20 protein-coding genes and 1 pseudogene are annotated in these 21,578 nt (G+C 67.2%); all 21 read right to left on the minus strand.

Annotated elements, in window-relative coordinates:
- Positions 1–14 precede the first annotated feature (14 nt).
- The 21 genes and pseudogenes from ACNQQL_RS13695 to ACNQQL_RS13795 all read right to left on the minus strand — a co-directional run bounded on the left by ACNQQL_RS13695 (position 15) and on the right by ACNQQL_RS13795 (position 21,499).
- Complete coding sequence (locus ACNQQL_RS13695) at positions 15–944, minus strand: LysR family transcriptional regulator (RefSeq protein ID WP_072445219.1); 930 nt, start codon at positions 942–944, stop codon at positions 15–17.
- Positions 945–1,235: 291 nt separating this feature from the next.
- The gene (locus ACNQQL_RS13700) at positions 1,236–2,255 is read right to left on the minus strand and encodes a cyclase family protein (RefSeq protein ID WP_347064408.1); all 1,020 of its coding nucleotides are present in this window, start codon (positions 2,253–2,255) and stop codon (positions 1,236–1,238) included.
- Positions 2,252–3,745, minus strand: a complete 1,494-nt coding sequence (locus tag ACNQQL_RS13705) for an MmgE/PrpD family protein (protein WP_347064409.1) — start codon at positions 3,743–3,745, stop codon at positions 2,252–2,254. The genes ACNQQL_RS13700 and ACNQQL_RS13705 overlap by 4 nt, the downstream gene beginning before the upstream one ends.
- Positions 3,742–4,614 (minus strand): HpcH/HpaI aldolase/citrate lyase family protein, encoded by an 873-nt coding sequence (locus ACNQQL_RS13710; RefSeq protein WP_072445206.1) that lies wholly within the window; start codon positions 4,612–4,614, stop codon positions 3,742–3,744. Before ACNQQL_RS13710 ends, ACNQQL_RS13705 begins: the two co-directional genes overlap by 4 nt.
- A complete protein-coding gene (locus tag ACNQQL_RS13715; protein WP_347064410.1) occupies positions 4,611–5,849 on the minus strand; it encodes a CoA transferase in 1,239 nt (412 codons plus the stop codon). Before ACNQQL_RS13715 ends, ACNQQL_RS13710 begins: the two co-directional genes overlap by 4 nt.
- 102 nt (positions 5,850–5,951) lie before the next feature.
- On the minus strand, positions 5,952–7,115 hold the full coding sequence (locus ACNQQL_RS13720) for a zinc-binding alcohol dehydrogenase family protein (protein WP_347064411.1): 1,164 nt from the start codon (positions 7,113–7,115) through the stop codon (positions 5,952–5,954).
- Between the two features lie 57 nt (positions 7,116–7,172).
- Entirely contained in the window at positions 7,173–7,760 is a 588-nt protein-coding gene (locus tag ACNQQL_RS13725) for a hydrolase (RefSeq protein ID WP_204420686.1), read from the minus strand.
- A 9-nt stretch (positions 7,761–7,769) separates the two neighbouring features.
- Positions 7,770–9,254, minus strand: a complete 1,485-nt coding sequence (locus tag ACNQQL_RS13730; RefSeq protein WP_347064412.1) for an MFS transporter — start codon at positions 9,252–9,254, stop codon at positions 7,770–7,772.
- Between the two features lie 461 nt (positions 9,255–9,715).
- A complete protein-coding gene (locus ACNQQL_RS13735) occupies positions 9,716–10,759 on the minus strand; it encodes a lipase secretion chaperone (RefSeq protein ID WP_347064413.1) in 1,044 nt (347 codons plus the stop codon).
- Between the two features lie 3 nt (positions 10,760–10,762).
- On the minus strand, positions 10,763–11,854 hold the full coding sequence (locus ACNQQL_RS13740) for a triacylglycerol lipase (RefSeq protein ID WP_347064414.1): 1,092 nt from the start codon (positions 11,852–11,854) through the stop codon (positions 10,763–10,765).
- Between the two features lie 281 nt (positions 11,855–12,135).
- Positions 12,136–12,318 carry a hypothetical protein gene (locus ACNQQL_RS13745; protein WP_347064415.1) on the minus strand — a complete coding sequence of 61 codons (183 nt, stop codon included), beginning with the start codon at positions 12,316–12,318 and terminating at the stop codon, positions 12,136–12,138.
- A 153-nt stretch (positions 12,319–12,471) separates the two neighbouring features.
- Positions 12,472–13,227 (minus strand): histidine utilization repressor, encoded by a 756-nt coding sequence (gene hutC / locus ACNQQL_RS13750; protein WP_347064416.1) that lies wholly within the window; start codon positions 13,225–13,227, stop codon positions 12,472–12,474.
- Between the two features lie 70 nt (positions 13,228–13,297).
- Positions 13,298–14,791, minus strand: a complete 1,494-nt coding sequence (locus ACNQQL_RS13755) for a histidine ammonia-lyase (protein WP_347064417.1) — start codon at positions 14,789–14,791, stop codon at positions 13,298–13,300.
- A 7-nt stretch (positions 14,792–14,798) separates the two neighbouring features.
- Positions 14,799–15,590 carry an ABC transporter ATP-binding protein gene (locus ACNQQL_RS13760; protein ID WP_034184353.1) on the minus strand — a complete coding sequence of 264 codons (792 nt, stop codon included), beginning with the start codon at positions 15,588–15,590 and terminating at the stop codon, positions 14,799–14,801.
- 27 nt (positions 15,591–15,617) lie between these two features.
- The gene (locus ACNQQL_RS13765; RefSeq protein WP_072445198.1) at positions 15,618–16,364 is read right to left on the minus strand and encodes an ABC transporter permease; all 747 of its coding nucleotides are present in this window, start codon (positions 16,362–16,364) and stop codon (positions 15,618–15,620) included.
- A 12-nt stretch (positions 16,365–16,376) separates the two neighbouring features.
- Positions 16,377–17,099: an ABC transporter permease subunit gene (locus ACNQQL_RS13770; protein ID WP_347064418.1), complete on the minus strand. Its 723-nt coding sequence runs from the start codon at positions 17,097–17,099 to the stop codon at positions 16,377–16,379.
- A 107-nt stretch (positions 17,100–17,206) separates the two neighbouring features.
- Entirely contained in the window at positions 17,207–18,067 is an 861-nt protein-coding gene (locus tag ACNQQL_RS13775; protein ID WP_347064487.1) for a transporter substrate-binding domain-containing protein, read from the minus strand.
- A gap of 418 nt (positions 18,068–18,485) precedes the next feature.
- A pseudogene (locus ACNQQL_RS13780) lies at positions 18,486–18,896 on the minus strand (glyoxalase); the annotation flags it as partial.
- Positions 18,897–18,974: 78 nt separating this feature from the next.
- Complete coding sequence (locus ACNQQL_RS13785; protein ID WP_347064419.1) at positions 18,975–19,421, minus strand: DoxX family protein; 447 nt, start codon at positions 19,419–19,421, stop codon at positions 18,975–18,977.
- Between the two features lies 1 nt (position 19,422).
- Entirely contained in the window at positions 19,423–21,312 is a 1,890-nt protein-coding gene (locus tag ACNQQL_RS13790; RefSeq protein ID WP_347064420.1) for an amidohydrolase, read from the minus strand.
- Between the two features lie 19 nt (positions 21,313–21,331).
- Positions 21,332–21,499, minus strand: coding sequence for a DUF1427 family protein (locus ACNQQL_RS13795; protein WP_034184358.1), 168 nt, complete (start codon positions 21,497–21,499; stop codon positions 21,332–21,334).
- Between the last annotated feature and the right edge of the window lie 79 nt (positions 21,500–21,578).

Genomic DNA, 21,578 nt, shown 5'->3' on the forward strand with positions numbered 1-21,578 from the left:
TGGGGCGGCTCACGCTAAGCCTCCGCCGCGACGCCGTGCCGCTCGAGCGCTTCCGCGACCTCGACGATGCGGCCGCGCAGCCACGCATGCGCGTTGCTGCCGTCATAGCGGCGGTGCCAGTACAGCGACCAAGCGACGGGCTCCATCGCGAGCGGCAGCTCGCGGATCACGAGCCGCGCATCGTCGAGGCTCACCGCATGCCGCTCCGACATGATCACCGCGTACGGCAGCGCATCCAGCATGTTCGGCACGACGAGCCAGTGCGGCACGTTGAGCGCGATGCGCCGCGTGCAGTTCATGTTCGCGAGCAGGTTGTCGACCAGGCTGTGGTCGACCGGGTTGATCGTCACGTTGAGGAAGTCGAGCGCGAGGAACCGTTCGAGCGTCAGCGGCCTGCCCGCGTCCGGATGGCTGCGGCTCATCACGCAGACCATCCGGTCATGAAACACGGTTTGCGACGACAGGGTGCCCGAATGTTCGAGGCCCGCGCTGACCGCCAGGTCGAGCAGCCCCGATTCGAGCGCGTCGGCGGTCTTGGCGGCGCTCATGTGCACGACGTCCATGCCGATATTCGGGCTGGTCAGGCGCATGCAGCGCAGCAGGGCCGGCAGCAAAAGCAATTCGGTGAGATCCGACATGCGCACCGTAAAATGGCGCTCGGACGTAAAAGGATTGAATTGATAATCCGATTCAAATAATTCCTCGATTTGTTGCATGATTTGTCGAATCGGCATGGCCAGCGCCTGCGCGCGCGGTGTCAATTCCATGCCGACCGCGGTGCGCGCCAGGATCTCGTCCTTGAACACGAACCGCAGCCGCGCCAGCGCGTTGCTGACGGCCGGCTGCGTGAGGCCGACCTTCTGGCCGGCCCGCGTGACCTGTTTCTCCGTCAGCAGCGCATCGAGTATGACCAGCAGGTTCAAATCGATCGAACGTAGATTCATGTTTGCGACCATCCACTAAACAGGTTAATCACCGCCTCCGATCACGATTGCGAAATTCCGCAATCGGAGCAATCCCCTGATATTTAGTGCAATGCACAAGAATAGTCCAATCTTGACTTGTCGATATTTTTTGGATAACGGACGATATTATTTATGGTTTTAAATTAAATTGCCCGTTTCGCGTCGATTCTTCTGAATACCTTGTCAATCGGCAATTGAATTCGCATTTTGCGCAAGCCGGTCGCGCTGCAAAAAAAGTGCGGGCGGCCGCCGCCACGGCCGCCCGCACGCTCAAACGGTCGCGACAGGATTCGCCGGCGCGCCGACCAGCCCGCGGATATGCAGCGGCGGCGCGGTCAGCAGAAACCGGTTCCGGTCGTGCGCATGCAGCCAGTTCGCGAGCGGCGTCAGGTGCCACAGCTCGCCGAGGTGAATGCCGAGCTTGAACAGGCACAGCTCGTGCAACGGCATCAGTGCGCCCGGTTGCGCGAGCGGCTGCGCATGCTGCGGACGTTCCTCGATCGCGTGGTTGTCGGCCACGAGCGCGGCCAGCCCCGATTCGTCGATCCATTGCAGCAGCCGCACATCGCTGCTGTCCAGCACGCACGCGCTCGCGACCGTCGCGGGCGATCCGCCGTCGTCGTTCAGCAGCAGATCCGCGAAGCCGGTGTGAAGGCAGACGATGTCGCCGCGCTCGACCTGCACGCGGTCCGCGTCCATCACCTGCATCAGCTGCGCGAAGCCGACCTTCGTGCGCGCGTCGCCGAAATGACGCCGCAGGTCGATCAGCACGCCGCGCCCCTGCACGCCCGTCTGCGCCATCACCTCGATGCCGAGCGCGCGCGCGCCGCCCGTCGTGTCGCCTTCCTGCGGCACCCGCAGATGCTCGCCCATCCGGAAACCGTTGTAGAACACGATTTCAGGCACGCCGTCGCCGTCCGCGTCGAACAGGCCGCCCACGTGCGACAGGCCGTCCCACTGCGTCGAGAACTGCGAGTGCATGCAGAACGAATCGTCGCAAACCACGTCGGTTGCGTTCGCAACCTGTTCGTCCGCGCGATAGCCGAAGTACGGCTTGCCGCCGAGCAGCGCCGGCATGATCGCCGGCGGCCGGCGCCGCGCGTTCAGCCCGCCGCCGCGCGGCACGTCGAGCGGCAGGCTCAGCGAGAACGACAGCCCTTCCCGAACCTCGGCTGCGCCCTGCCGCACCTTGTCCGGCGTCAGCCAGTTCAGCCGCCCCTTCTGGTCGTCGGGACCGAAATCGCCCCAGTTCGAGCCGGGCGGCCGCTTTTTCCAGCGGGGTGCATTCAAGATCGGTGTCCTCCTTCAGTACCTGACGTCAGCGCCGCAAGCGCGTCGAGCGGCGCATCGTCGGCGAGCGCCTGCACCGCGTCGCGCAGTGCGAGCGCGCTCCCCGTGCCGAGCGCCGAACTAGCCGCGAGCACGAATTTCGCGGTGAGCTCCTGTTCGGTCAGCGGCCGCGAATTCGTGCCCTTGCTCGACTCGATCCGCGCCTCACGCACCTGCCCGTCGCGCAGCTCGACGCGCAGCACGGCCGGCAGGAAAGTCGGGAAGCGTGCGTCGCACCACGGATCGGCCACGCAGCGCACCTTCGCGGCCAGCGCGCGCCGTGCGGGGTCCTGCGCAAGCGCATCGCCGAAATCGTCGAACCAGACGCCGAGCCCGCCGCCGCCGAGCAGCGCCGCCGCAACCGTGTACGGCCCCGAGAACGCGGCCGCATAACCGTTCGGCGGATTCGCCTTCAGCTCCGCCGGCTCGCCGATCGTGCGCAGCGTCGACGTCGCGACCCGCAGCTCGGCCGACACCACGTCGTCCGCCGTCACGCCTTGCGCCTTCAGTTGCAGCGCCGCGTCGATGCCCGGATGCGTGAAGTGGTTGCACGGATACGGCTTGAAGATGATCCGGCTCGTCTCCCATTCGTCGCCCAGGTCGCGCAGCACCGCGTCGACGTCGGCGAGGTCGCCGCACCACGCGTGGAAGAAGCCGAAGCGGCCTTCGAGCGCGGTCGGCGGCGCGGTCACGCCCGCGCCTGCCAGTTCCGCCGCGCTCACGCCCGCGTGCGCCGCCCAGCCGCAGTGGATCCGCTTCACCGAGCCGCCGGTGCGGTTCGCTTCGAGCAGGCCCGCGCCCATGCTCGCGGCAATGCCGAGCGCCGCCGCGATCTGCGCGGCGTCGAGCCCGAACAGCATCGCCGCGGCCGCCGCCGCGCCGACCGTGCCGCAGATCGACGTCGCGTGCTGGCCGCGCTCGAAGAACACCGAATTGCCGAGCCGCTCGTTGTACGCGGCGACCCCGAGCCGGATGCATACCTCGGTGCCGACCGTGATCGCATCGAGCAGCGCCGCGCCCGACGCGCCGCTCGCCTGCGCGGCGGCGAGCGCGGCCGGAATCACTGACGCGCTCGGGTGCAGCACCGACAGCATGTGCGAATCGTCGAAGTCCATCGCATGCGCGAGCGTGCCGTTGACGAGCGCGGCGCTCGCGGCCGGCAGCCGGTCGGGCGCGCCGATCACGCTCGCCGGGCCGGTGCCGGCCCAGCGCCGCGCGACCTGCAGCACCGACTGCGCGACCGGTTCGTCGTGCGCGATCAGGCTGTTGCCGACCACGTCGAGCACGCGCGCGGCGGCCTCGACGCGCAGCCTGCGATCCAGCCCTTCGGCGCGCACCTCCGCCGCGAAGCGGCCGAGCGCGCCGACGATGCCGTCGGGCGGCGCGGGCCGGTTCGGTGCGGTCGTATCGGCGGCCGCCGCCTGCGCGGAAAGCGTCTCGGGTGTGCTCATGCCAGTGCTCCACTGAGTCGAAGATTGTTCGCGAGCGCGAGCGTCACGCGCGCGTTGGCGATCAGCGGCGGCGCGACCACGCGGCCGTCCGGCAGCACGAACACCGACGACGCCGAGGCCTTGCCCGCCGCCGCATCGACCGCCTCGAGCACGCGCTCGGCCGCGCGGATCTCGTCGTCCGACGGCGTGAACACCTCGTTGATCACCGAAAGCTGCGACGGATGAATCGCGAAGCGGCCGACGAACCCCATCGATTTCGCGCGCAGCGTCGATTCCTTCAGACCGTCGAGATCGGGCAGCGTGTGATAGACGGTCTGGATCGGCCCGTTCAGCCCCGCCGCACGCGACGCGACCACGCAGCGCGCGCGGCACACCTCGAGCGTGAAGTTGTCGACGCCGATCTGCAGGTCCGCGCGCAGGTCGCTCTCGCCGAGCCCGATCCGATCGAGCCGCGGCGACGCGGTCGCGAGCTGGTAAGCCGTCTCGACGCCATACGCCGACTCGATCAGGATCTGGATGCCCGCCTCGCAGCCGAGCGCGTCGAGCCAGCCCGCCACTTCCTGGATATGCTGCGGCAGGTCGCATTTCGGCAGGCGCAGCGCCTGCAGCGCGGGCTGCGCGATCGCGTCGACGTCGTCGCGGCACCACGGGCTGCCGATCGGGTTGATCCGCACGTACGTCGGCTTCGGCGGACCTTCCGCGAGAATCGCGGCGGCCGCCTCGCGTGCTTCGGCCTTGTGGCTGGCCGGCACGGCATCCTCGAGGTCGAGCACGACGGCGTCGGCTTCGCTTGCATACGCCTTCTCGACCACCTGCGCCTTGTGCGCGGGCACGTAGAGGTAACTGCGGTAAGTTGCGCTGGTTTTCATAGAATGCCCCGTTCGGTCAAATCGGCGATCTCGCGCCGCTCCAGTCCCAATGCGCCGAATACTTCGTCGTTGTGCGTGCCGCGCGCAGGCCCGCCCCAGCGGATCGCGCCGGGCGTGTCGGACAGCCGGAACGGCACGTTGTGCGTGCGGAACGCGCCGAGCTCCGCGTCGGGCACCGATACGATCGAGCCGAGCGCCGCGTACTGCGGATCGCGCAGCACGTCGGCGACGTCGTAGATCGGCGCGACCGCCGCCTGCGCGCGCTCGAATTCGGCGATCACGTCGTCGCGCGTGCGCTGCCCGATCCAGCCGCCGACCGCCGCATCCAGCTCGTCCGCATGCTTCGCGCGCTCGGCGCCGTTCGCGAACCACGGTTCGTCGATCAGGTCCGCGCGGCCGACGAGACGCATCACGCGCTCGGCAATGCTGTGCGCCGACGTCGACAGCGCGACCCACTTGCCGTCCGACGTGCGGTAGACGCCGCGCGGCGAATTGTTCGGCGAACGATTGCCAGTGCGCTCGGGCACCCGGCCCGTCTGGTCGTAGCTCGCGACCTGCGCGCCCATCGCCGCGAGCATCGTCTCGATGATCGCGAGATCGACGACCTGGCCGCGCCCGGTGCGCTCGCGCGCCTTCAGCGCGGTCATGATCGCGAACGCGGCGGTCAGCCCCGCGACCGTGTCGGCGAGCGGAAACGACGGCAGCAGCGGCGGCCCGTCCGCCTCGCCGGTGATCGACGCGAGCCCGCTCATCGCCTCGGCCAGCGTGCCGAAGCCCGGGCGGCTCGCATACGGGCCGAACTGGCCGAAGCCCGTCACCCGCACGAGCACGAGCCGCGGGTTGAGCGCGGACAGCACGTCGTAGCCGAGCCCCCAGCGTTCGAGCGTGCCGGGCCGGAAATTCTCGACGACCACGTCCGCCTGCGCCGCCAGCTCGCGGAAGATCCGCTGGCCGTCGGCCGTGCCGAGATTCAGCGTGACCGCCCGCTTGTTGCGCGCGAGCACCTTCCACCACAACGGCACGTCGTCGCGGCGCGCGCCGTACTTGCGCGCCGGATCGCCGTCCGGATGCTCGATCTTGATCACGTCGGCGCCGTAGTCCGCGAGCATCGTCGCCGCGAGCGGGCCCGCGAACAGCGTCGCGGCGTCGATCACGCGAATGCCGTCGAGCGGCGCCGGTCTGGAGGCGTCCGACGCCGCGCCGGCGTCGACATCCCCGATTTCCACAGTGGCCATGCCGATCTCCAGTCAGATGGATTGCACGGCGCGCCGTGCGCCGACATCGTCTGCATGACTAATCGTCGTGCAGCGATGCGGGCGCGGCGCGCGACCTGCCGCTCAGACGGCATTGATCCGGTAGATCGGGAAATACGTCTGGATCTTCCCGTTCAGGTAGTCGGACGCGAGCTTCGGCACCTCGTCGAAATCGAAGATCTCGGTCGGCTCCTGGCCGATCCAGCCGCTCGTTTCCTGGAAGTCGCGGATCGTGATGCTGTCGTCGTAGCGCCACGCATGCGTGTGGATGTGCAGGCGGCGGTTGATGCATTCCGTCGCGCGCAGGTTCCACAGGCGCATCCCGGTCTTCCAGCCGACCGTCGTGACGATGCCGGTGCGGCCGACCACGCGCATCGTCGCGCGATACAGCGCGCCGCCGAGGTTGTCGAGGAAGATCGCGACGCCGCGGCCGCCGCTCAGTTCCGCGATCGTCTCCGCGAACACGCGCTCCGACTCGCGATAGCTCGCCTGGTACTCGGGATCGGTCTTGTAGCGCTCGTCGTCATACGCGAGATTCGCGAACTTGCGACGATCGACCGGCGTGATGCCGAGCTTCGCGAGCTCCTCGAGGCGCCGGTCGTTGCTCGCCGTCATCGCGACGCGAAAGCCTTCGCGCTTCGCGAGCTGCAGCTCGGCGAGCGTCGTGCCGCCGCCCCAGCCGAATACCAGGTAGTCGGCCGGATCGACGTCCGGCAGCTGCGAGCGCCAGCACGCCGACGCCACCTTCCAGTTGTCCCACGCGGTGAAGTAGCGGCCGTACGTCGCCCATTGCAGCAGCGAATGCCGGCTGTCGGTCGGCACCGCCACGAGGTTGTCGGCGCGCATCTTGGTCCGCTGCGCCATCACGCCAATCGTGCCCGGCGCGTCGTACGCATAGACGAGCTCGGCGAACCCGTATTCGTCGCGCTTGCCGAACGGCATCACCATGCAGATCTCGCCTTCCTTCAGCGTCTTCACGCCGGTGCCGCGCTCGACGATGCGCACCAGCGCACCGTTGCCGAGCACGATCTTGTCCTCGCGGCGCTGCCGGCAGATGTCGACCGGATTGCGCGACAGCGCGTGGTCGAGGTTCGCTTCCCACGATCCGTACAGCGGCTCGACCAACACCTCGTCGGCTTCCAGATCGGAGAATTCGAAGGTTTCGCGACGCAGCTCGCCCGCCACGGGCGCCTGCTTCCTGCTCGGTTCCGGTCCTGCGTAGAGAACCCATGCATCGGTCTTGATCATCGTCATGCCTCGGTAAATGACTCTGTATGAATGTGCACGCCGAACACGCCGCTTCGTTCAGCGCGAATACGCCTGCTCCAGTGCCGCCTCCACGTCGGCCGTCGCGGCGACCTGCCCGAGCTTCGGGAAGATCTGCGTCAGCGCGAAGTGCTGCGCGTCGGCGGACGACGTGCTGACCGCGTCGCTCACGACGACGACGTTGTAGTTGTTCTCGTATGCCTGGCGCGCCGTCGATTCGACGCCGATGTTGGTCGCGATCCCGGTCAGCACGATGTCCGTGATGCCGCGCCGGCGCAGCTGCACGTCGAGGTCGGTGCCGGTGAACGCGCCCCACTGGTGCTTCGTCACGACGATGTCCGACGGCCCCACGCCGAGCGCCGGCGCGAACGCGCTCCATTCGGGATCGAGATTCGGCGGCGCCGACGGCGCATCCGTCCTGACCTTCAGCGCCACGCCGCCGTCCGGCTGATAGCTCGTGTGCACGTAGATGACGGGCAGCTGCAGCGCGCGGAACGCGGTCGCGAGCTCGACCGTCTTCGCCACGACCTGCGCGCCGGTGTAGGGCACGACCGGCAGCGACACGATGCCGTTCTGCAGATCGATTGCGACCAGCGCGACCGTGCGATTGAGCGTCGGAATGGACATGGTGAAACCTCACTTCTGTTGGGAGATGGAAGAAGCGGCGGCATCCAGGTGCCGGCTCGATGCCGCGTTGAGCAGCAGCAGCACGCTGACGACCGCCAGGACGATGGCCAGCTCGCGCAGGCCGCGATCGCTCGCCGGATGGCCGAGCGCCAGCCCGACGAGCGCAAACGACAAGCTGCCGCCGACATACTGCGCGGTGCGGTACAGCCCCGAGGCCGTGCCGATCCGGTCGTGCGGCGCGCTCTGGTAGAGCGCCGCCTGGTTGCCGAGATTGTTGAAGCCGTTCGGCACGCCGAACACGATCGACAGCAGCACGATCGACCAGACCGGCATCGCGCTGGTGAGGAGGCTCATCACGACGCTGCCGATGCACAGCATCGCGGAGCCGATGATCAGCACCGGCCGCGAGCCGTGACGGTGCGCGACGCGGGTCGCGAGCATCGTCGCCAGCGTGCCGACCGCGGCGATCGGCAGCATCACGAGGCCGGCGTCGGCGGCGGACAGGCGCTTGGCTTCCTGCAGCCATATCGGCAGCGCATAGAAGATCGCGTAGAACACCGCGTAGGTGCCGACGCAGCGCAGGTACGTGCTCGTGAGCGCGCGGTTGTCGCTCAGCATGCGGATGTCGATCAGCGGCGTCGCGGCCAGCCGCTCGCGCCGGACCAGCAACGGGCACAGCACCAGCGTCGCGACGAGCAGCAGCCAGTCGGGCTCGCGCGACACCGATTGCAGGAACAGCAGCAGGCTCGTGAGCGTCAGGACGAACAGCACGACGCCGGGCAGGTCCAGCTCCTTCAGCGTGCCCCGCAGCGTGCGGCGTTGCCGCGCGCCGCGCGGGACGACGTCGGCCGGAATCCACAGCCACGCGAGCACGAAGGCCAGCAGCACGATCGGCACGTTGATCCAGAAGATCGCGCGCCAGCCGGCGAACTGCACGAGCGCGCCGCCGAGCGGCGGCCCGAACGCGACGGCCACCTGCGCCGCGACCGAGATCGCGCCGAGGCCGCCCGTCGGCGTCGCGCCGTTCGCGTGCCGCTGCGACCACGTGCGGATCATCGCCATGCCCGCCGGATACGCGGCGGACGTGCCGATGCCGAGCGCGACGCGCGACGCGATCAGCCACCCGAGCGACGGCGCGAACGGCGCGAGCGCGGACGCGATCAATACGATCGCGAGGCCGATGCAGAAGATCCGCTTCGCGCCGAACCGGTCGGCGAGACGCCCCATCGTCGGCTGGCCGACGGCCGTCGCGAGATAGAGGCCCGACACGAGCCACATCGTGTCGATGCGTTCATGCGCGGCACCCTGCGGGTTGAACGCCTGCTGGATGCTGACGAGCGCGACCGCGATCATCGACGAGTTCAGCGCATTGAGCAGCGTGCCGAGCACGATCGGGCCCACCAGCCTGCCCGGCAGGCGCAGGCCCGTCGCGCGCCCATTGCCGCCGGGGGACGAGGGTGTTGCTTGCGCAGGTCGATCGTGATTCGTTTTCATGGCATCGTCACGTGGTGAATTCGCATCGCCCGATCAAATTCGAACGTGCGTTCACCTTACCGTTACGATTGCCGTGAATGAAATGGATTGTTGCGATGCACACATTCGTCGCTTGAATGCAGATCGCGAGCCGAATGCTCGAAAGCGGCCCCGGCAAGCCGGGAATGACGTCGGCAAACAAACAGCGTTCCTTGGCGGACGGGCATATCCCGGGAGCGCGGCGGATCTTGCAGAGTGCGTACGAAATTATTTGCGCCGTGTGCTTCCATCGGCCGACGACTGTTTCATGCGGCAGTGCAATGGGGATTCAGAGCGAGGGCTCTAGAGCGGCATGCCGGTTCTGCAACGAGGCTCGTCTCGACCGCGCTGAAGCACCGATAAACCACGCGCTGTCGATCGTTATCGACAACGCGTTGCGGAAATCGCTCGATATACGACGATCCGCTCGATCGCGCTCCGATCTATTGCGTGCGCGTCGACACGCTGCCGTGATCGAGCGACGCCGCACGCAGCGCCTCCCCCGGCTCCGTAAAGTAGCGCTGCCGCAACTGCGCGATCTGCGCATCGCGATCCTGTGTCGACAGGTTCTGCGCATCGATCTGCGCGCGCTGCGCCGCATATTCGTTGTACTTCGCACGCCACGCGTTGTCCGCCTGCTGCATCTTCACGACTCGCTCGGCAGCCTCCGGCCCGAGCGTTTGCGCGAGCTGCGCGCGCATTTCATCGGGCGTCGCGTTTGATTTCTGCACGTGGTCGATTTGCGCGATCGCGTTGTCCTGCTCCTTCTGGCGCTCCAGCCCGGCGCGCCGATCGGGCGGCAGTTGCTGCTCGAGCGCGGCAAGACCTGCCGCCTTCTGGTCCTCGGTCAGCGACGGATCGCGGACGATCTTCAATCGTGCGAGATCGTCACGCTGCAGCGTCTGCTCGGCGCCGACGAACGGCTCGCTCCAGTCGCCAAGCGTGCGGCTCGCGATCGCCGCGCGCCGGTCGAGCGCGAGCTGCAGTGCCGGGAGGTCGAGCTTGTTGTCCACGGCGCCGCCGCCCGGCAGTTTCGCGAGTTCGGCGAAATACGCGCGGTAGCGCTGCCAGACGTCGAGCGCCTCGCGTTGCGCAACTGTGCCGTCGAGCTGCGCGGCAACCGCGCGCGCGACGAGCGCATCGAGTTCCGCGGCGCGCAACTGGTTTTGCGCGGTCAGGAAATAGTCGAAGAAGCCGCGCACGGCCACGACCTTTGCGAGATGGCCGTGCGCATCGAGCGGCAGGCGCGGCGCAGTCGAGCCGGCGAGTGCCGGGGGCAGCCCGCTTGCGCCGAAACCGGGCACGGTGCTCGCCGCCGTGCCGCCCGCCGACGCGGACGACACGGCCCCGGCAGGCGCGACGCCGGACATGCCGGCGTCGCGCGTCTTCCGGGCGTCGAGCCCATACCAGAGCGCGCCGGCCGCAACGACGCCCGCTGCCCCGTAAAGCGCGACGCGTCGCGCGATGCCGCTCTTGCTACCTGTCATCGCTTACACGCCTTGCGTTTTCAGCCGGTTCGCGTGCGTGCGGATCACCGCAACCGGATCCTCCACATTCGCGCCAAGCACGCCGAGAATCTGGTTGATCGCATCGGTGTGATCCCAGTGATACGTGCCGAGCACCTGGCCGAACAGCGCGCTGCATTGCGATACGACGCCGTCGTTCGGACCGGAGCCGCGATTGATCATCACCGTGCCGCTGCCTTGCAGCGCCAGCGTTGCCGGATCGAGCACGTTCGCCGGATCGGTGGCCCCGCTCACGCTCGTATCGACAGCCCCCGTCACGCCGGCCACCGTCGTTGTCGGCTGGATCGCCGTGCCGCCCCACGAATACAGCAGGTGCGTGTTGCCGTTGACCGTCTCGGTCGACGCGCCCGTCCGACACGAGCCCGGCGCACCGAGACCCGCGCTCGGAAATTTCCGGTTGTATTCGGCGGCCTTCGCCGTCGTCAGCACCGACAGCGCCTGGATCGCATTCTGGTTCGTATTGAAGTTGCTGCTCGTCAACGTGCCGAGCGCATTCGCGAACGCGCCGAGCACGGCCGACGACAGGCCGGTCGGATCCGCCTGCAACAGTTGCTGGACGAAGTCCGCGAATTGCGAACCCCAGTGCGGCGTGCTGATCGTCGTCACCGATGCGACCAGTTCCGGCGCAACAGACGCAACATAACGCGACGTCAGGCCGCCCTGGCTATGGCCGATCAGATTCACTTTCTGCGCGCCCGTCGCCGCGAGGACCTGCTTCACGTATGCAAGCAATTGCTCGCCGCGCCCGTTCGGGCCATCGTCGCTCTGATAGCCGGACAGATTGGCGACGTATACCTTCGCGCCGTGCGCCTGCAGATCCGCCGGAATGTGATACCAGTACTCGACGACGCCGCCATACTTGTCGGTGCCGGTCAGCCCGTGCACGAGAATGATCGGGTACCGGGTCGCCGCATAATCGTCGACGGCGGTCGTCGCGGCGGAAGCGGCCTGCGCGCCGGCCAGCGACAGAATGGTTCCAACACTCGCGGCGGGAGCCGCGTTCATTGCGAATGCGACCACGGCCGCCGCTGTCTTCGCTCGTATCGATCTGCTCATCTTGTTCTCCATTTTTTACGTGCATGTCGGTTGCTTGAGGATGAGGACGCGAGATTCGCCGATGCAGCGACGCTTCCGGCACTGAAGCGTCGCCCGGGCGCGGGATGTCGGCCATACCGGCCTCGACGGCTTGGCGCGACACACACCGACGCCCGAAAACGAATAAAAACGAACACAAACGAACGTTTTCGCACCGGCAGGCGAAGTGAATCACGTTAAACAAGACTGCGCAGACGGTTAGACAGGGCCCTCCAGTCAGTTGACAACGGGTGCATCAACCGCTAAATCCATCGCTCTTCCTCGATGTCTTGCGATCCCGGCTGTTGCGGCTGAGCGCCGACGCGCATCAAACGGATCAATCGCGCCCGGGTGACCTGCCCTGGAATTTTCGGAACCGGCGGCAGCGTTTCGGCGGCCTGGCGGCGGACGACGTCAAGCGGCTCAAGCAACTCGAGCAGAAGCACGCAGGGCTGAAGAAGATGCCGGCGGGGTGTGCCCTGAGATGGGCGCGCGCAACGGCATGGAGATGGCACTCGACGAGCCGGGCAAGCCCTGGCTGAACGGCGCCGGTGTGAACGAAAATTTCAACGGTGAGTTCCGGGATGAATCAACGCTCCCTACACCCGCCCCGCCAGATGAAACCGCGACGCCGGATGCCACAACCGCACCGACGTTGCGATGTGCTCGCCGACCCACGTGCGGCGGCTCAACAACAGACACGGCTCGCCGATTTCCATCACGAGATGCCGACGCACCTGCGCATTGGGTTTTTCCGCGTAGATCCGGAACTCGGCGCGCTGGATCGGCGCAAGCCGCACCATGTAGTGATTCGGCGTCTCGATCGTGAAGTCCTGTTCCAGATACGCGGGAAACAGCGCCGGATTGACGTAGCGATCCTCGAACTGGATCGGCTCGTCTTCCTCGTAATGCACGATGCGCGAATGGAACACGGGCCCCGAACGCAGCCCGAGCGCTTCGACCGCCTCCTGATCGTCGCTGCTTTCGATCAGCAATACGCGCGCGCTGTGCCGGTGGCCGCGCTCCGCGATCTCGTCCGCGATGTTGCGGATTTCCAGCACCGTCGATTCGTAATGCCGCCGTTCGACGAACGTGCCTGCGCCCTGGATCCGGGTCAGCACGCGCTCGGCGGTCAGCTCGCGCAGTGCGCGCGACACCGTCATCCGCGCGACGCCGAATTCCTTGACCAGTTCGGCCTCGGTCGGAATCGCGCCGCCGGGCTTCCAGTCGCCGTTCGCGATCCGCTCGACGACGTAGCGCTTGATCTGCTGGTAGGCCGGCAATGCGCGCGCCGGCACGTCGCCACCCGGTGCGCCCGCCAGCCGGCCGGCAAGTTGTCGTTGCGTTTCGTTCATGCGCCCTCGATCGAATGAATGATGGATCGTCCGCCAGCCGTCGCGTCGCTCGGCGGCCGGCCTCCGGCCGTTACATCACGGGCGGCGGCACGCTCGCGACGATGCCGGCGGCGATGGCGATGTCGTCCGCGAGCGGTCGATCGTCCCGGTACACCGGCACACGTTCGCGCACATGTCGCCACAGCGCGTCGGTGGGTGCGGCCCGCGATGCGCCGTCCGCCTGCAGATCGTAGGCCTGTGCGGCGGCCAGCAGTTCGATCGCCAGCACGCGCGTCGTGTTCTCGATGATGTCGAGCGCCTTCAGCGCCGCCGGCGTCGCATGGCACAGATGATCTTCCTGCAGGCCCGACGTGATGCCGCCGTCGAGGCTCGCCGGCGCCGCGAGCCGCTGGTTCTGCGCAACGAGCGCGACCGCCGTATACTGCGCGATCATGAAGCCCGAACAGGTGCCGCCAGGCGTCGCGAGAAACGCCGGCAGCCCGCTCACGAGCGGATTGACGAGCCGGTCGAGACGCCGTTCGGCGATTGCCGCAACCTGGGCCATCGCCGCCGCTAGGCTGTCCATCGCCAGCGCAATGCCCGCGCCGACCGCATGCGCCTGCGAATGGACGGCCGGCGCGTCGCGCGTGCCGGCCACGATCGGATTGTCGGTCACCGACGCCAGTTCGCGATCGACCACCTCCGCCGTCACGTCGAACACGTCGCGCGCCGCGCCGTGAACGTGCGGAATCGTGCGCAGGCTGAGCGGATCCTGCGTATGCCGGCCGCTTGCCGCCGCGAGCATCCCGCTGTCGGCAAGCAGCGCACGCAACCGCGCGCCGACGTGCCCGATGCCTGGCGAAATCCGCAACGCAAGCGACGCCGGATCGAAGGCGGCGAGCTGCCCGCCGAGGTTCTCGAAGCTCGTCGCCGCCACCCAGTCGGCCCAGTCGAGCAGCCGCTCCGCGCGCGCGAGCGCGAGCGCGGCCAGCCCCGTCACGCACGGCGTGCCGTTGACGAGACTCAGCCCTTCCTTCGCGCCGAGCACGAGCGGCGCGCGGCCGATGCGGCGCAACGCCTCGTCGCCGCTAATCCGCTCGCCGCGGTGGCGCGCATGGCCATGGCCGATGCAGACCAGCGCGACGTGCGCCATATGGGTCAGATAACCGACCGAGCCGTGCGCCGGCACCTCCGGCAGGCAATCGTGTTCCAGCAACGCGACGAGTTGGTCGACGACGTCGGCGCGCACGCCCGAATGTCCGTGCGCGTAGTTGTTGATCGCCGCCGCGACGATCGCGCGCGTTTCCGGCGCGCCGAGCGGTGCGCCCACGCCGACCGCATGGCTCATCAGGATGTTGCGCGACAGCGTGCTCTGCTGCGCCGGCGACACGATCACGTCGCACAGCGCGCCCACGCCCGTATTGACGCCATACGCGCGGATGCCGCGCGCGACGATTTCATCGACGAGCTCGCGCGCCGCGACGACGCGTACGCGCGCATCGTCGGCCAGCGCGAGCGGCTCGCCGGCTGCCACTGTCGCGACCTGCCGCCAGTCGAGCGGCCTTGCCGAACGGAATACGGTCATGGCAGCCTCAGTTCGCGGAACGGTCGTGATGGCTCGACACGAACTGCCGGAAGCGCTCCGAGCACTGGCCGCCGAACAGATCGCCGGGCGTGCCGTCCGAATCGACTTCGCCCTGATGCAGGAACATCACGCGGTTCGACACGTGCCGCGCAAAACCCATCTCGTGCGTGACGACCAGCATCGTGCGCCCTTCCTCCGCGAGCGAGCGCATCACGCGCAGCACCTCGCCGACCAGTTCCGGATCGAGCGCCGACGTCGGTTCGTCGAACAGCATCACCTTCGGATGCATCGCAAGTGCACGCGCAATCGCGACGCGCTGCTGCTGGCCGCCCGACAGGTGCGCCGGATAGTAGCCGCGCTTGTCCGCGAGGCCGACGCGCGCGAGCAGCGCCTCGGCTTCCTCGACCGCTTCCGCGCGGCTGCGCTTCTGCACGCGCAGCGGGCCTTCGACGAGGTTGTCGAGCACCGTCATGTGCGACCACAGGTTGAAGTTCTGGAACACCATGCCGAGCTGCGAACGGATCCGGTCGACCTGACGCCGGTCGCCCGGATGGAGCTTGCCGTCGCGCGTGCGCTTCATCTTCAGTTCCTCGCCGGCGAGCGCGACGGTGCCGTCGTCGGGCGTCTCGAGCAGGTTCAGGCAGCGCAGGAACGTGCTCTTGCCCGAGCCGCTCGCGCCGAGGATCGAGATCACGTCGCCCTCGTGCGCATCGAGCGAAATGCCCTTCAGCACATGATGATCGCCGAACGACTTGTGGATGTTCCTGACCGACAGGGCAACGGGAGCAGCGGTGTTCATCGGATTCTCCGGGAAGGATGGATACGCTCAGGGCGCGACGCGCCGGGCATTGCGCGCCGCCGCGGCGGGCGTGCCGGCCGGCTTCGGCGCGCGCAGGTGGGCCGACAGCCGCCATTCGAGCGCGCCGAGCACGCGTACGACGATGAAGTTCAGGCCGAGGTAGATGAGGGCCGCGCACACGAACACCTCGGTCGTGCGGTAGGTCTGCTGGATGATCTGCTGCGCGACGCCCGTCACTTCCCACACCGTGACGAGGCTGGCCAGCGCGGTCGACTTGACGAGCAGCACGGCTTCGGTCGAATACGCGGGCAGGCACTGGCGCAACGCGATCGGGCCGATCACGCGCCGCAGCAGCGCGAAGCCCGACAGGCCGATCGAATAACCGGCCTCGATCTGCCCGACCGGCACGGCCATCAGCCCGCCGCGCACGATCTCGGCCGTATAGCCGGCCGTGCACAACGCCAGCGACAGCACCGCGCACGCATACGGTTCGCGCAGAAGCGGCCACATGAAGCTCTCGCGAATCACGCCGAACTGGCCGAGCCCGTAGTACACGAGAAACATCTGGATCAGCAGCGGCGAACCGCGAAACACCAGGATGTACGCGCGCGCGAAGCGGTTCGGCAGCCAGCGCGGCGACACGCGCATCGTGACGATCACGAGCGACAGCAGGCCGCCAAGCACGAGCGACGCAAAGAACAGGCCGAGCGTGGTCGGCACGGCCGCGAGCAGCTGGCGCAGCGTGTCGATGAGGAAGTCGAAATCGATGGACATGCGTGCTCTCCGTCAGTTGCGCGCGAAATTGCGGCGGAACGAGCGGCCGACGATCGCTTCCGCCCGGTTGAACACGCGGTTCGACAGGCCCGTCATCACGAGGTAGAGCGCGCCGCCCGCGACGAAGAACACGAAGTACTGGTGCGTCGAGTTCGCGGCGATCTGGCTCGTGCGCAGCAGCTCGGCGAGCCCGGTGACCGAGATCAGCGCCGAATCCTTCAGGCTCAGTTGCCACACGTTGCCGATGCCGGGCAGCGCGAAGCGCAGCACCTGCGGAATCAGGATGCGGCGCAGCACCATGCCGCGCGGCATGCCGATCGAGCGCGCCGCTTCGAGCTCGCCCTTCGACACGGCCAGCACGGCCGCGCGGTACACCTCCGCCTGATACGCGCCCGAGATCATGCCGACCGCCAGCGCGCCGATCACGAACGGCGGCACGCCGATGAAGCCTTCCGCGCCGAACCACTGGCCGATGGTCGTGACGAGCGTCGAGCCGCCGAAATAGAACAGGTAGATGACGAGCAGTTCGGGCACGCCGCGAAACACCGTCGTGTAGAGATCGCCGAGCAGGCGTGCGCTGCGGTGGCGCGACAGTTTCGCGGCCGCGATCGCGGCGCCGATCGCGGCGCCGACCGCGAGCGCGGCGAGCGTCAGCGCGACCGTCATCAGTGCGGCGAGCAGCAACACGCCGCCCCAGCCTTCGGTTCCGAAGCCGAGCATTTCAAGAATCGCCATGCGTGTCTCCCGGCATGCGTTGAGTGAATCTGCAGGATGCGCGCCGCCGCGCGTCGCCGTGTCGTTGCGTCGTGACGTCAACTACGCGGCGGCGGCCGGACGCGCGCTTACGGCGTGACGTCGGTCTTGAACCACTTGTCGGCAAGCTTCTTCACGGTGCCGTCCGCGAGTGCCGCGCCGATCGCCGCATCGAACTTGTTCTTCAGGTCGGCATCCTGCTTGCGGAACGCGAGACCTTCGCCCGGCCCCCAGATCGGCCCGCCGAGCTTCGGGCCCGCGAGCACGATCGACGCGTTTTCCTTCTTCTCGGTGTTCGCCGCGTAGTACGTGACGTCGTCGAACGACGCATCGATGCGCCCGGCGACGAGGTCGAGATCGCGCTCGGGCGAGGTCTTGTACACGCGGATCGACGCGATGTCCTTGAAGCTGTCGTTGATGAATTTCGTATAGACGGTGCCCGACTGGATGCCGATCGTCTTGCCCTTCAACTGCTTGCGCAGCGCGTCGACGGTCGGCTTGTCGGCGTTCGCGTCGCCGGTCAGCTTGACGGCCGGCGCGCCGGGCGCGGCCTTCGGCAGGATCTTCGTGTCGGTGACGGCGAACGTCGCCGGCGTGGCCGCATAGGGGCGCGAGAACAGCAGGATCTTCTCGCGCTCCGGCGTGATCGAGATCGCATCCATCAGGACATCGAACTTGCCGGCCTGCAGGCCGGGAATCATCCCGTCCCAGTCCTGCGCGACCATGTTGCACTGGATCTTGATCCGGCCGCACACGTTGGCGAGCAGTTCCGGTTCGAAGCCGCCGAGCTTGCCGCCCGGCAGCGTGAGGTTCCACGGTGCGTAGCCGCCTTCGAGCGCCACCGTCACCGTCTTCCATTCCTTTGCCTGAACCGGCGCGGCAAGCGTTGCCGCTGCAGCCGCGATGACGCCGATCGTCCTGATTGCCCACTTGATGCGCTTGCCGTTCACGAGATTTCTCCTTGCGTTGAAGTTCGTCATCCCTTCGGTCATTCAAGCCGCCGCAGGAATTTGTCTATACAAGCATGCAAGAAGAAAAACCGTGGGACAAGCGCTGATCAAAAAAAACCGCGTAAACGCGGGAAATCCCCTAAATACAGGGCTCCAGTGCGCCTCATCGCGGGGAATCCGGGCACGGATTTGGTGCGGCGGACGTGGACAAATCCCAAGGATGACTAGACAAATTTTGAATTCGATCACCTGGGTGCCGACCATTCGACGCGCGGAGACAGGCAGGTCGGACTGACCGGAATAAGGTCTGAGGATTGGATATCCGGTCGATGCCCGAACGAGTATTCCGGGCCGCGCGCCGACATCGCGCGCGCCCGGTATGGCCGCGCGTTCGCGTTCTCCGGAAGTCGACGCGAGCGCGACCGATCGGATCGGGGAACATGTCGACGCCCCCCATCCGCGCCATGCTCGCGCGCCACCTTCATGGCCGTTTCGATGTCGGCCACGAGATAGCCCGTGCGTGCCGTCGCGGGCGGCCAGCGGATTGGTGTCTTGAAGCAGAACGAGGAAAGCGTGCCGGACGGCGCAAGGACGAGCTGAGACAGGGGCCGACCGGGTGTCGGCGTCACCTGGAAGACACCTGATTCGACTTGCTGCCGCCAGACCTCGCGACAAAGCTGTCGGTGAAACGGTTGAAATCGCCGGGGGCGACTGACACGAGCATCGTGTCGTATTGCAGACCTGCCGCGAGCGCACGTGCATGCGTAGCGGCAGGTCCGGGAGGCGTTGCGAACGAAGCGGGAGCGGCAACGAAGCCGTCCGCCAGCATCAGCGCAAGCAATGCAGTTCAGTGCGAACGTTCTCCGCGGTTGAATTTCCTTCCTGTTTCAACCTGCCGGACAAACGATCAGGCGCGGCTGTCCCCTTCCCCGCGTTGAACATCGCCAAGCATGGTGGCGAGGACGAGCGCGGCGATCAGCCCCAGGTGCTCGAAGAAACTGTTGAGCGCCATGAAGCGCGCCACGCCCGTGCGGTTCCAGAAGTCGTTCGCCACCAGCATCGCGACGACGGTCAGCACGCCGAGTCCACCCGCGCCAATCCAGGTGAACCGGCGAAATACCACGCACAGCGAACCGCCGATCTCGACCACAACCGCCAGTGCAGCCCAGAACGCGGGCGGATGCAGGCCGAAATGCGCCTGCTCCGCGATCGCATCGTCGAAGTGCAGTGCCTTGTCGACGCCTCCGATCAGGAAGGCGGAAACCAGCGCAAGCCGCACCAGCGCGCCGACCCACGGCTGCGCCAGCAGGACGCGAATCCACCCTGGGCTGTACCGGCCGGTTGTCGTCGACATGTCAGATCGCCCAGCAGGAACAACCGAACGCGCCCCAGAAGCCCTTCGCGTCCGACGTCGGCAATGCACTGCCCCACGCGCTCGCATGCGCATGCGCGTGCACGTTGCACGCACTCGCGCAGCCGCACATCGCGGCGGCCGCCGCACGCTGCAGCGGTGCGCCGTTGCGCTGCGTCGCGCCCCAGCCGCCGTAGCCGCCGTACTCGCGCACCGGCGACCAGTCCGGCATCGCGGGCGGAATCGGCGCGTCGTGCGACGCGAACGGCCCCGCGCCCCATACGATCTTGCCGCCGACCACCGTCAGCAATGCGGTCGTGCCGGCGATATCGTCTTCCGCGCATGCGAAGAAATCGCGATCCGGGACCACCAGATCGGCGAGTTGCCCGACCGCTACACGCCCTTTCTTCCCTTCCTCGTTCGAGAACCAGGTCACGTATTCGGTCCACATCCGCAGCGCGGTCTCGCGATCGAGCAGGTTACGCTGCGGATACATGCGCAGCCCGCCGACCGTCTTGCCCGTCACGAGCCACGCGAGCGACACCCACGGGTTGTACGACGCAACGCGCGTCGCGTCGGTGCCGGCCGACACCTTGATGCCCTTCGAGAGCATCTTCGCGACGGGCGGCGTCGCTTCGGCCGCCTGTGCGCCATAACGCTCGACGAAGTATTCGCCCTGGTACGCCATCCGGTGCTGCACCGCGATGCCGCCGCCCAGCGCCGCAATACGGTCCATCGATTTTTCGGTAATGGTTTCCGCGTGATCGAAGAACCAGTTCAGGCCTTCGAGCGGGATGTCCTTGTTGACCTTCTCGAACACGTCGAGTGCGCGGTCGATCGTTTCGTCGTAGGTCGCATGCATGCGCCACGGCCAGCGGTTCTGTGCGAGCACGCGCACGACGCCTTCGAGATCGTCCTCCATCTGCGCCGGCAGGTCCGGGCGCGCGACGCGGAAATCCTCGAAGTCGGCCGCCGAGAACACCAGCATCTCGCCCGCGCCGTTGTTGCGGAAATAGTCGGTGCCGTCGTGATACTTGACGCTCTTGGTCCAGTTCACGAAGTCTTCCTTCTCGGCGTTCGGCTTCTGCGTGAACAGGTTGTACGCGATCCGGATCGTCATCTCGCCCGCGTCGTGCAGCTTGCGGATCACTTCGTAATCGTCGGGATAATTCTGCGAACCGCCGCCCGCATCGATCACGCCCGTCACGCCGAGACGGTTCAGTTCGCGCATGAAGTGGCGCGTCGAGTTGTACTGGTATTCGAACGGCAGCTTCGGCCCCTTCGCGAGCGTCGCGTAGAGGATCGTCGCGTTCGGGTTCGCGAGCAGCAGCCCGGTCGGGTTGCCCGCGGCGTCGCGCAGGATCGCGCCGCCCGGCGGCTCGGGCGTGTCCTTCGTGTAGCCGACCACGCGCAGCGCGGCCGCGTTCAGCAGCGCGCGGTCGTACAGGTGCAGGATAAACACCGGCGTATCGGGCGCGGCGGCGTTGAGCTCCTCGATCGTCGGCAGGCGCTTCTCGGCGAACTGGTGCTCGGTGAAGCCGCCGACCACGCGCACCCATTGCGGCGCGGGCGTGATCGCGACCTGCCGCCTGAGCATGTCCATCGCGACCGCGAGCGACGGCACACCGTCCCAGCGGAGTTCCATGTTGTAGTTCAGGCCACCGCGAATCACGTGGCAGTGGTTGTCGATCAGGCCCGGCAGCACGGTGCGGCCGTCGAGGTCGACGACCTTCGTCGCGCGCCCGGCGAGCCGCATGACGTCCGCTTCATTGCCGACCGCAACGAAGCGGCCGGCGGCTATCGCCACCGCCGTCGCGGTGGGGTTGGCGCGGTCGAGGGTCGTGAACCTTCCGTTGTGAAGGATCAGATCCGGTTGGGACTCGGTTGCGGTCATATACGTCACCTCGTTTCGATCAGAAGCCAAAGAGCTGTTTGAGGGTGGGGATGGCCTGCACGCCGATCAACATGCCGAGCAATCCGACAAGCGCAATCAGCGGCGGCGCCGGAGAACGGACCTTGATTGCGCTGTAAATGACACCGATCAGCAAGCCCGCACCAAGGGAAACCAGATAAGGTTCCATACGATCAATTTCTCGGACAGGTTGGAATGCAGGTCGTAACGTCCTGGCAAACACGCTGCGGGCGGCATCCGTGAATCGA

Source organism: Burkholderia sp. LFS061, assembly GCF_047978125.1.
Lineage (GTDB): Bacteria > Pseudomonadota > Gammaproteobacteria > Burkholderiales > Burkholderiaceae > Burkholderia > Burkholderia pyrrocinia_C.